Raw genomic sequence first — 8,761 nt, forward strand, 5'->3', positions numbered from 1 at the left:
GACTGGGACTTTGAAAATCAGGAATGTTTTGCTGGCCTCGGCCGGCATGTTTGCACTGAGCGCTTTTGCACCGGTAATGGCCGCCGACATGGCGGCACGCGCGCCTTACGTGAAGGCTCCGCCGCCGGCCGCGATCTACAACTGGACCGGCTTCTACGTCGGTGGCTACGGCGGCTACGCCAGCGAGAACTCCGGCACCCCGAGCATGGAAGGCGGCTTCGGCGGCGGCACCATCGGCTACAACTGGCAGGCCGGCAACATCGTGTACGGCCTCGAGGTCGACGCTGCAGGCGCTGACATCGACGCGTCGGTCTCCGCGCTCGGCGTCACCGCCCGCAGCAAGATCGACTCGCTCGGCACCGTGCGCGGCCGCTTCGGCTTCGCTGTGGACAAGGTGCTGTTCTACGGCACCGGCGGCTACGCCTGGGCCAACAACGAGGTCAGCGTCACCGCGCTCGGCGTGACCGCCTCGCAGAGCAACTTCCACTCAGGCTGGACCGTCGGCGCCGGCGTCGAGGCGTTCATCGCCCCGCAGTGGTCGATCAAGGGCGAATACCTGTATCGCAGCCTCGACAGCGAGAACTATTTCGGCGTGCCGTCCGGTACGCTCGAGCTGCACAGCGCCCAGTTCGGCGTCAACTATCACTTCGGCGGCCCGATCGTCGCCAAGTACTAAGATTGATCTGCGATCAGATCGCACCGAAAGGCCGGCCTCGCGCCGGCCTTTTTGCGTAAGAGCGTTTTCGAGCGAAGCGGATTCCGGCTCGCGCAAGGAAAACGCGTCAAAGCGGGAATCTGGAGCCCCCGTTCCGATTCCATCGGAACGGGAAAGGCTCTAGCGGAACCGGCCCTGCTGACGGCTGCTGCCATCAGGCAAACTATCCGTTGATGGACGCGACTCAGCACTGGAAATTGTCGGCCGTTCTTCCTACGTTCCAGCCTTCACACCCCATCGGCGCAAGGTCCCGGCATCACCGGCGATGCGCGCCCAAAAGGCGCCCAAGCATGCGCCCGGAACTGTCGCTATGGATGAAGTGCTCAAGGCGAAGCGCCAACAGAACGCCGGCTCCTCATCGCGCGCCATCACGATCCGTGGCGCGCGCGAACACAATCTGAAGAACATCGACGTCGAGATTCCCCGCGACAAGCTCGTGGTGTTCACCGGCCTGTCCGGTTCCGGCAAGTCGTCGCTCGCGTTTGACACCATCTATGCCGAGGGCCAGCGCCGCTACGTCGAGTCGCTGTCGGCCTATGCGCGCCAGTTCCTCGAGATGATGCAGAAGCCGGATGTCGACCAGATCGATGGCCTGTCGCCGGCGATCTCGATCGAGCAGAAGACCACGTCGAAGAACCCGCGCTCCACCGTCGGCACCGTCACCGAGATCTACGACTACATGCGCCTGCTCTGGGCGCGCGTCGGCGTGCCCTATTCGCCGGCCACCGGCCTGCCGATCGAGAGCCAGATCGTCTCGCAGATGGTCGACCGCGTGCTGGCGCTGCCGGAAGGCACTCGCCTCTACCTGCTGGCGCCGGTCGTGCGCGGCCGCAAGGGCGAGTACAAGAAGGAGCTCGCCGAGTATCTCAAGAAGGGCTTTCAGCGCGTCAAGATCGACGGCACCTTCTACGAACTGTCCGAAGCGCCCGCGCTCGACAAGAAATTCCCCCACGACATCGACGTCGTGGTCGACCGCATCGTGGTGCGTCCCGACCTCGCCCAGCGCCTCGCGGAAAGCTTTGAGACCGCGCTGAAGCTCGCCGAGGGCCTCGCCGTGATCGAATACGCCGATGCGCCGGCGGCGGCCGCGCAGGACGACAAGAAAGAGGACAAGAAGAAGACCGCGAAGATCCACGACAAGAGCGGGCCCGAGCGCATCCTGTTCTCGGAAAAGTTCGCCTGCCCGGTCTCCGGGTTCACGATCCCCGAGATCGAGCCGCGCCTGTTCTCGTTCAACAACCCCTATGGCGCCTGTCCGGCCTGCGGCGGCCTCGGCGTCGAGCAGCATATCGACGAGGACCTGGTCATCCCCGACAAGGAGCTGACCTTGCGCAAGGGCGCGATCGCGCCCTGGGCGAAATCATCCTCGCCCTACTACATCCAGACCCTGACCGCGCTCGGCAAGCACTACAAGTTCACGCTCGACACCAAGTGGAAGGACCTCACCAAGAAGGTCCAGAACGCGCTGCTGCACGGCTCCGGCGACGACGAGATCAAGTTCTCCTATGAGGACGGCGTCCGCTCCTACGACACCAAGAAGCCGTTCGAGGGCGTCATCACCAACATCAACCGCCGCTACCGCGAGACCGAGAGCGAGTGGGCGCGCGAGGAGCTCGGCAAGTATTTCTCCGACGTGCCCTGCGAAGGCTGCAACGGCCATCGGCTGAAGCCGGAGGCGCTGTGCGTCAAGATCGGCGGCAAGCATATCGGCGATATCTCCGAGCTCTCGGTCAAGCGCGCCGGCGAATGGTTCGAGACGGTGCCGGAGGCGCTTAACGCGCAGCAGAACGAGATCGCGACGCGCATCCTCAAGGAGATCCGCGAGCGCCTGACTTTCCTGCTTGACGTCGGCCTGAACTACCTGACGCTGTCGCGCTCCTCCGGCACGCTGTCGGGCGGCGAGAGCCAGCGCATCCGCCTCGCCTCGCAAATCGGCTCGGGCCTCACCGGCGTGCTCTACGTGCTGGACGAGCCGTCGATCGGCCTGCACCAGCGCGACAATGCCCGCCTGCTCGACACCCTGAAGCGGCTGCGCGACCTCGGCAATACCGTGGTCGTAGTCGAGCATGACGAGGACGCTATCCGCCTCGCCGATTACGTGCTCGACATCGGGCCCGGCGCCGGCATGCATGGCGGCCACATCGTCGCCGAAGGCACGCCCGACCAGATCATGCGCAACCCGAAATCGCTGACCGGCAAGTATCTCACCGGCGAGCTGTCGGTGCCTGTGCCCGACCGGCGGCCGCCGAACCACCGGCGCACCATCAAGGTCGTCAACGCCCGCGGCAATAACCTCAAGAACGTCTCGGCCGAAATCCCGCTCGGCCTGTTCACCTGCGTGACCGGCGTGTCGGGCGGCGGCAAGTCGACGCTGTTGATCGACACGCTGTACCGCGCCATCGCCCGCAAGCTGAACAACGCCAGCGAGGGCGCGGCGCCGCACGACCGCATCGAGGGCCTCGAGCACATCGACAAGATCATCGACATCGACCAGTCGCCGATCGGCCGCACGCCGCGTTCCAACCCCGCGACCTATACCGGTGCCTTCACGCCGATCCGCGAATGGTTCGCCGGCCTGCCGGAAGCGAAGGCGCGCGGCTACGAGCCCGGCCGCTTCTCCTTCAACGTCAAGGGCGGCCGCTGCGAGGCCTGCCAGGGCGACGGCGTCATCAAGATCGAGATGCACTTCCTGCCGGACGTCTACGTCACCTGCGACACCTGCAAGGGCAAGCGCTACAACCGCGAGACACTGGAGGTGCTGTTCAAGGGCAAGAGCATCGCCGACGTGCTCGACATGACGGTCGAGGAAGCCGCCGAGTTCTTCAAGGCGGTGCCGCGCGTGCGCGAGACGTTCCAGACCCTGCACCGGGTCGGCCTCGACTACATCCATGTCGGCCAGCAAGCGACGACGCTCTCGGGCGGCGAAGCCCAGCGCGTCAAGCTCGCCAAGGAGCTGTCGAAGCGTGCCACCGGCCGCACGCTCTATATCCTGGACGAGCCGACCACCGGCCTGCATTTCCACGACGTCGCCAAGCTGCTCGAGGTGCTGCACGAGCTGGTCGCCCAGGGCAACACGGTCGTCGTGATCGAGCACAATCTCGAGGTCATCAAGACCGCCGACTGGGTCATCGACCTCGGCCCCGAAGGCGGTGACGGCGGCGGCGAGATTGTCGCCTGGGGCCCGCCCGAGGACATCGTGAAAGCGCCGCGCAGCTACACCGGCAAGTTTTTGGCGCCGGTGCTGAAGAAGGCGAACAGCAAGCCAAGGAAGAGCTCAGCGAGCGAGGCGGCGGAGTGACACAGGCCGGGTGAGCGAGCCGCAAACATTCATCTCGTTCGAAGATGAGGGCGCGTCGTCCCCTGCAGCGGTGCGCGCCAGCATCCTTGAAAATGTGACGAGCAAAGCGGCGCTCTTGGCCACGCTCGCTGCACAGCTCGAATTTCCCGGTTACTTTGGGAGCAATTGGGATGGGTTCGAGGAATGTATCCGCGGTCGTGGTTGCCGCACGGTCCCGTGCTTGTAATGCATGCTGATGTGCCGGTGGTTGGCGACCTGCCGAACGCGATGACCTACGTTGCGATACTGAATGACGCTGCTCGCAAAATGTCAGGATCGAAAGACCATCCGCTTTCGGTTGCATTTCCCCTCAGATATCGCGACCAGGTCATGTGGCTGCTTCGAGCAGACCATGCCCGTAGCAAGTAGCCTGGATGAGCGAAGCGATATCCGGGGCCCCTCGCGGCCAACAATGTGACCGGTCCCGCATATCGCTTCGCTCATGCGGGCTACACACTTAGCTCCCACGGTAGGTGGCGATCTGCCAGACGTTGGCCCAGGCATCCCGCACCATCGCGCGTCTGTCGCCATAGGGCGTATCCGCAGGCGGCTCGATCGATTCAGCGCCTGCCGCGATCGCCCGCCGATAGGTCTCGTCCGCGTCTCGAACATAGACGTAGAGAAAGGCCGGCATCGCCTCGCGGACGCCTCCGCCGTCGCTGATCAGGATGATCGAGTCTCCGATCCGGATTTCCGTTGGCGCGCCGGAGCGGACTTCGCCCTGCGCATCGAAAACGTCTCGAAGAAATCTGGCCAAGCCAGTGAGGTCGCGGGTGACAATTCGCGGTATGACGGAAGGCCAGCCGGCGGGCTTGAATGGGGGCATGTATACCGGTCTTGAACTAAGCAAGTAGCCCGCATGAGCGGAGCGATATGCGGGGTCTATCAGCCGAACAAGTTAACCGCTCCCGCATGTCGCTTCGCTCATGCGGGCTACGGCAGGCCTCAACTACGCCCTACACCGCCCAATAGTTCGGGTGCGTATACGATTGCGAGCGGTCGCCCCAGTCGAACTCGTCGCCGTCGAACTCCGACGGCCCTGCGCGCAGATCCTCCAGCGTCACCTCGGCCTCGAAGGCCTGGCGCACAGGATCGAAGCGCAGCGCGGTCCATTTGACGGGATAGTGGTGGTGGGTACTCAGCACGCCGCCGGTCTTGATGATGGCGTAGGCCACCGTTCCGCTCACCTTGTCGAGCATCAGCCGCTCGATCGACCCAAGTTTCGTCCCGTCGCGCCCGAAGACGCAGACATGCTCGACCCGGTCACTGGGCACCAAGGTATGATGCATAGCATCCTCCCTGTTTCCTGGTGTTTGCCTGATAATATAGGCCTGCCGCGCTGGTGAGCCAATGGGGCGCAGCTCGACGACGGGTCGCAGGGCGCGGTTGGCTCTATCCTGCGGCGGCGGACGCTTGCACAATTTCGGAATAATAAAAACGTACCGCTGATTTGCCCGACGCGTCAAGTCGCTTTTCCGAGTCTCGGCGGCAGCCTGCTCCTTTGCATGGGGTTATTTTCGATATTTTGGGACACCCCACGCACCTTCCGCCTACTCCGTCCGTCTCAGGAACGCCCCGAACGCGCGCGGGCCGTCGCCGACCCGGACCTCGCCAATCACCTTCAGCTCGGCGGCGTCGATCACGCTCAGCGTGTTGCTCTCCCAGTTCGCGACCAGGATGCGCTTGCCGTCGGCGGTCGCCTCGATGCCTTCGGGGTAATCGCCCACCGTAATCCGCTTCACGGGCTGCAACGTCGCGAGGTCGAACACGCTGACCTTGCCGTCATACTGGTCGGTGACGAAGCCGCGGCCCTGCGCCAGCGCCACAGCGTAGGGGCGCAGGCCGACATGGACGCGGCCGACCTCGCGGGCGGTCGCGATGTCGATCACCGAGACGTCGTTGGTGCCGACATTGGCGGTGTAGGCGCGCTTGCCATCGGCATCGATGGTGACACCAAACGGCCGACTCCCGACCTTCACGATTCCTCTCCGCTCGCGCGAGGCGGTGTCGATGATGGAGACGCTGTCATCGTCGCGATCCGCCGACAGCAGCAGCAGCCCATCCGGCGTCACCGCCAGCCCGGACGGCGATGCCCCGACCGCGATACTCGCGGCGACACGCCGCTCTCTGGCGTCGATCACCCGCACCGCGGCGGCGTACCAGTCTGCGACATAGACCATCGCGCCGTCGGGCGCGACCGCAATGCCGAGCGGCCCGCCGCCGACATCGACCCGCCCGACGACCTTTCGTGCCGACGCGTCGACCACCGTGACCGCCTTGGCATCCGGGCTGGTCACATAGGCGAAGCGGCCGTCCTTGCTGACGGCAACGCCGGCGGGCTTGCCGCCGATCGCGATGGTCGCAACCGGCTTCGAGGTCGCAAGATCGACCACGGTGAGGTCGTCACTGAGCTGGTTGGTGACGAACGCCTCCTCGGCATGCGCGGCGCCGAGGCCGGCAAGCAGCGCGACGAGCGCAATCGCGCGCACGCTCAGGTCCCGCTCTCGATCTTCTTCTTCAGCGCTTCGAGCCCGGCCTTGTAGAGCCCGCTCACCGCCTTCACCGCGGCCTCGTCGCTCAGTTCCGGCGGCGGATCATTGTTCGGAAAACCGCGGTAGAACGCGCCGGCCCATTCCAGCTTCGACTTGCCGTCCGGCGCCGGCGACACCGCCAGCGTAGAGGAATAGTTGGTAACCGGCAGCACCTTCACGTCGACCGCCGTGATCCGGTACGAATAGCTCATCATCTCCGGTTCGTATTTGTAGAGTTCCTCGTCGACGGTGGCGCCGGGCCCGAGCGTCAGCCGCCGCGTGGCGCCGACCTCGTTGCCCTTCTCGCCTTCGGTCTTGGTGACGCCGGCGAGCCAGCTCATGTCCTGGAAATTGCCGATCACCGCCCACACCTTGGCCTGCGGCGCGTCGATCTCGATCGATTCCCGCACCTTCTGGCGGGTCGGCCCGTGGGCCCAGGCGGCCCCCAACACAGCCAATGCCGCCACCACGACGCCAGCTCGCGCGATCGTTCGCCTCATCCTTGTTCTCTCCCGATATGTGTCGGCCATCCGCCGCCTGGCGCATGCCGCAGTTTATGGTCCGGGTTCTAGACCAGATCGGGGACCGGCTTCTTGCACCAGAGCGAAGTCGCAGCCGGCGGCTTCCCCGGGAGGCAAGCCCGCCCGGGCAGCGGTTTCAGTCCTCGATCGCCGCCTCGACGAACCCCTTGGGGTCGTCGCAGAACTCGCGCATCAGCCGGTAGTGATCGGTGTCCTTCAGGCCCACCGGCTCCAGCCCACATTTGGTAACCCGCAACAGCGTCGCGTTCGGATACGCCATCAGCATCGGCGAATGCGTCGCCATGATCACCTGGCAGCGGCCGGTGCCGTTCATCCGGTGCAACAATTTGAGGAATTCGATCTGCCGCGACGGCGACAGCGCGGATTCCGGCTCGTCGAAGATGAAGATGCCCTGCCGCTGGCAACGCTCGTTGAAGAAGCGCAGGAAGCCCTCGCCGTGGGAATAGGACAGGAAGTCAGCATAGGGGCTGGCGACGGAGTCGAGATATCTGGCGACCGAGTAGAAGCTCTCGGCGCGGAAGAACCAGCCATTGGTGATTTTCGGCAGCCAGCTCGCGCGGAGCGCGGTCGCAAGCGAGCCGCCCATTTCCTCGACCGCATTGCTGTGATCGACCGGCATGTAGCCCTTGCCGCCGCCGGCGTCATCATAGCCGGCCATCACGGCGATCCCCTCGAGCAGCGTCGACTTGCCGGTGCCGTTCTCGCCGACAATGATGGTGATTGCCTTGTCGAAGCTCAGCTCGAAATCGTCGCGCAGCAGCGGCAGCACGAACGGATATGCGTTGCGGTTGGGAATGCGCTCGGGATCGAGCCAGACGCGCCTCAGATATGGCGCGGGCATGTTGATCGGGCGGTGTCGTCCTCTGGCCATCGGCGCGGATCCGGGGAAACAACGGCGGGTGGCCCAGTTATATGATAGGAGCCCGCAGCAATCCTAGATGGCCGGATGTCCCATGGCTAGCAAAGCTTACGCCCTCTTCCGCAAGGCGATCCTCAACGAACAGCAAGCGGTCTGCATCTATGACGGCCGGCCGCGCGAGCTCTGCCCGCACATCATCGGCCACAACAAGAGCGGTGAGGAGGTCGTGCTGGCCTGGCAGTTCGGCGGCTCGAGCTCGGGCCAACTGCCGCAATGGCGCTGCCTGCGGCTCGCTCACGTCAGCGACATCAGACTGCGCAACGGTCCTTGGCACGAGGGCGGATCGCACCGCACCGAGCAGACCTGCGTCAGCGCCATCGACCTCGACATCAACATCGATGTCCGCAAGCGGCGGTGAGCGGCCCCTGCGCCCTCTGGTCAAGAGAAGGCGGCAAAGCCGGCAAACCTCCGACAATTCATGTCGCGAGAATGCGGATATGTGCCTCGCAGATCGCGCAACAAATTAAGTGTCGTCCCGGGCAAGCGAAGCGCGACCCGGGACCCATAACCACCGAAGGTCATTGGTGCATAACGCTGGAGCCACAGCTCGCTTCGACAACGAACGTCTGTGGTAACGGGTCCCTGCTTTCGCACTAGTGCATCTACACGTTTGTCGGGCCATTTGCGAGGATTTGGAAGCGGGCCATTCCGGTGTGGAAGGTGATTGGTCCAGGTGGACGGTGGGAGGCGTAGCCGGTCCATCCGCCGAGTTTTGCG

9 protein-coding genes are annotated in these 8,761 nt (G+C 64.6%); 4 read left to right on the forward strand and 5 right to left on the reverse strand.

The window, feature by feature from the left end; all coding sequences use genetic code 11:
- Window positions 1-16 precede the first annotated feature (16 nt).
- The 3 genes from I6F38_RS21745 (at window position 17) to I6F38_RS21755 (ending at window position 4,239) form a co-directional block, all read left to right on the forward strand.
- Window positions 17-676 (forward strand): outer membrane beta-barrel protein, encoded by a 660-nt coding sequence (locus tag I6F38_RS21745; protein WP_176936933.1) that lies wholly within the window; start codon window positions 17-19, stop codon window positions 674-676.
- Between the two features lie 349 nt (window positions 677-1,025).
- Window positions 1,026-4,013 carry an excinuclease ABC subunit UvrA gene (gene uvrA, locus I6F38_RS21750; RefSeq protein ID WP_092083476.1) on the forward strand — a complete coding sequence of 996 codons (2,988 nt, stop codon included), beginning with the start codon at window positions 1,026-1,028 and terminating at the stop codon, window positions 4,011-4,013.
- Window positions 4,014-4,107: 94 nt separating this feature from the next.
- A complete protein-coding gene (locus I6F38_RS21755) occupies window positions 4,108-4,239 on the forward strand; it encodes a barstar family protein (RefSeq protein WP_225161755.1) in 132 nt (43 codons plus the stop codon).
- Between the two features lie 270 nt (window positions 4,240-4,509).
- On the opposite strand, the gene I6F38_RS21760 is transcribed toward I6F38_RS21755, so the two are convergent.
- The 5 genes from I6F38_RS21760 to I6F38_RS21780 form a co-directional block, all read right to left on the reverse strand.
- Complete coding sequence (locus I6F38_RS21760) at window positions 4,510-4,809, reverse strand: VOC family protein (protein ID WP_225161746.1); 300 nt, start codon at window positions 4,807-4,809, stop codon at window positions 4,510-4,512.
- Window positions 4,810-5,008: 199 nt separating this feature from the next.
- Entirely contained in the window at window positions 5,009-5,341 is a 333-nt protein-coding gene (locus tag I6F38_RS21765; protein ID WP_225161747.1) for a PRC-barrel domain-containing protein, read from the reverse strand.
- 261 nt (window positions 5,342-5,602) lie between these two features.
- The gene (locus tag I6F38_RS21770) at window positions 5,603-6,541 is read right to left on the reverse strand and encodes a cytochrome D1 domain-containing protein (RefSeq protein ID WP_225161748.1); all 939 of its coding nucleotides are present in this window, start codon (window positions 6,539-6,541) and stop codon (window positions 5,603-5,605) included.
- 2 nt (window positions 6,542-6,543) lie between these two features.
- Window positions 6,544-7,083 carry an SRPBCC family protein gene (locus I6F38_RS21775; RefSeq protein ID WP_225161749.1) on the reverse strand — a complete coding sequence of 180 codons (540 nt, stop codon included), beginning with the start codon at window positions 7,081-7,083 and terminating at the stop codon, window positions 6,544-6,546.
- Window positions 7,084-7,240: 157 nt separating this feature from the next.
- Entirely contained in the window at window positions 7,241-7,996 is a 756-nt protein-coding gene (locus tag I6F38_RS21780; protein ID WP_225161750.1) for an AAA family ATPase, read from the reverse strand.
- 82 nt (window positions 7,997-8,078) lie between these two features.
- Here I6F38_RS21780 and I6F38_RS21785 point away from each other — a divergent pair, with 82 nt between their 5' ends.
- Window positions 8,079-8,402 (forward strand): hypothetical protein, encoded by a 324-nt coding sequence (locus I6F38_RS21785; protein WP_092083390.1) that lies wholly within the window; start codon window positions 8,079-8,081, stop codon window positions 8,400-8,402.
- Window positions 8,403-8,761: the final 359 nt, after the last annotated feature.

Source organism: Bradyrhizobium sp. BRP56 (genome assembly GCF_020194035.1).
Classification (GTDB): Bacteria; Pseudomonadota; Alphaproteobacteria; order Rhizobiales; family Xanthobacteraceae; genus Bradyrhizobium; species Bradyrhizobium australafricanum.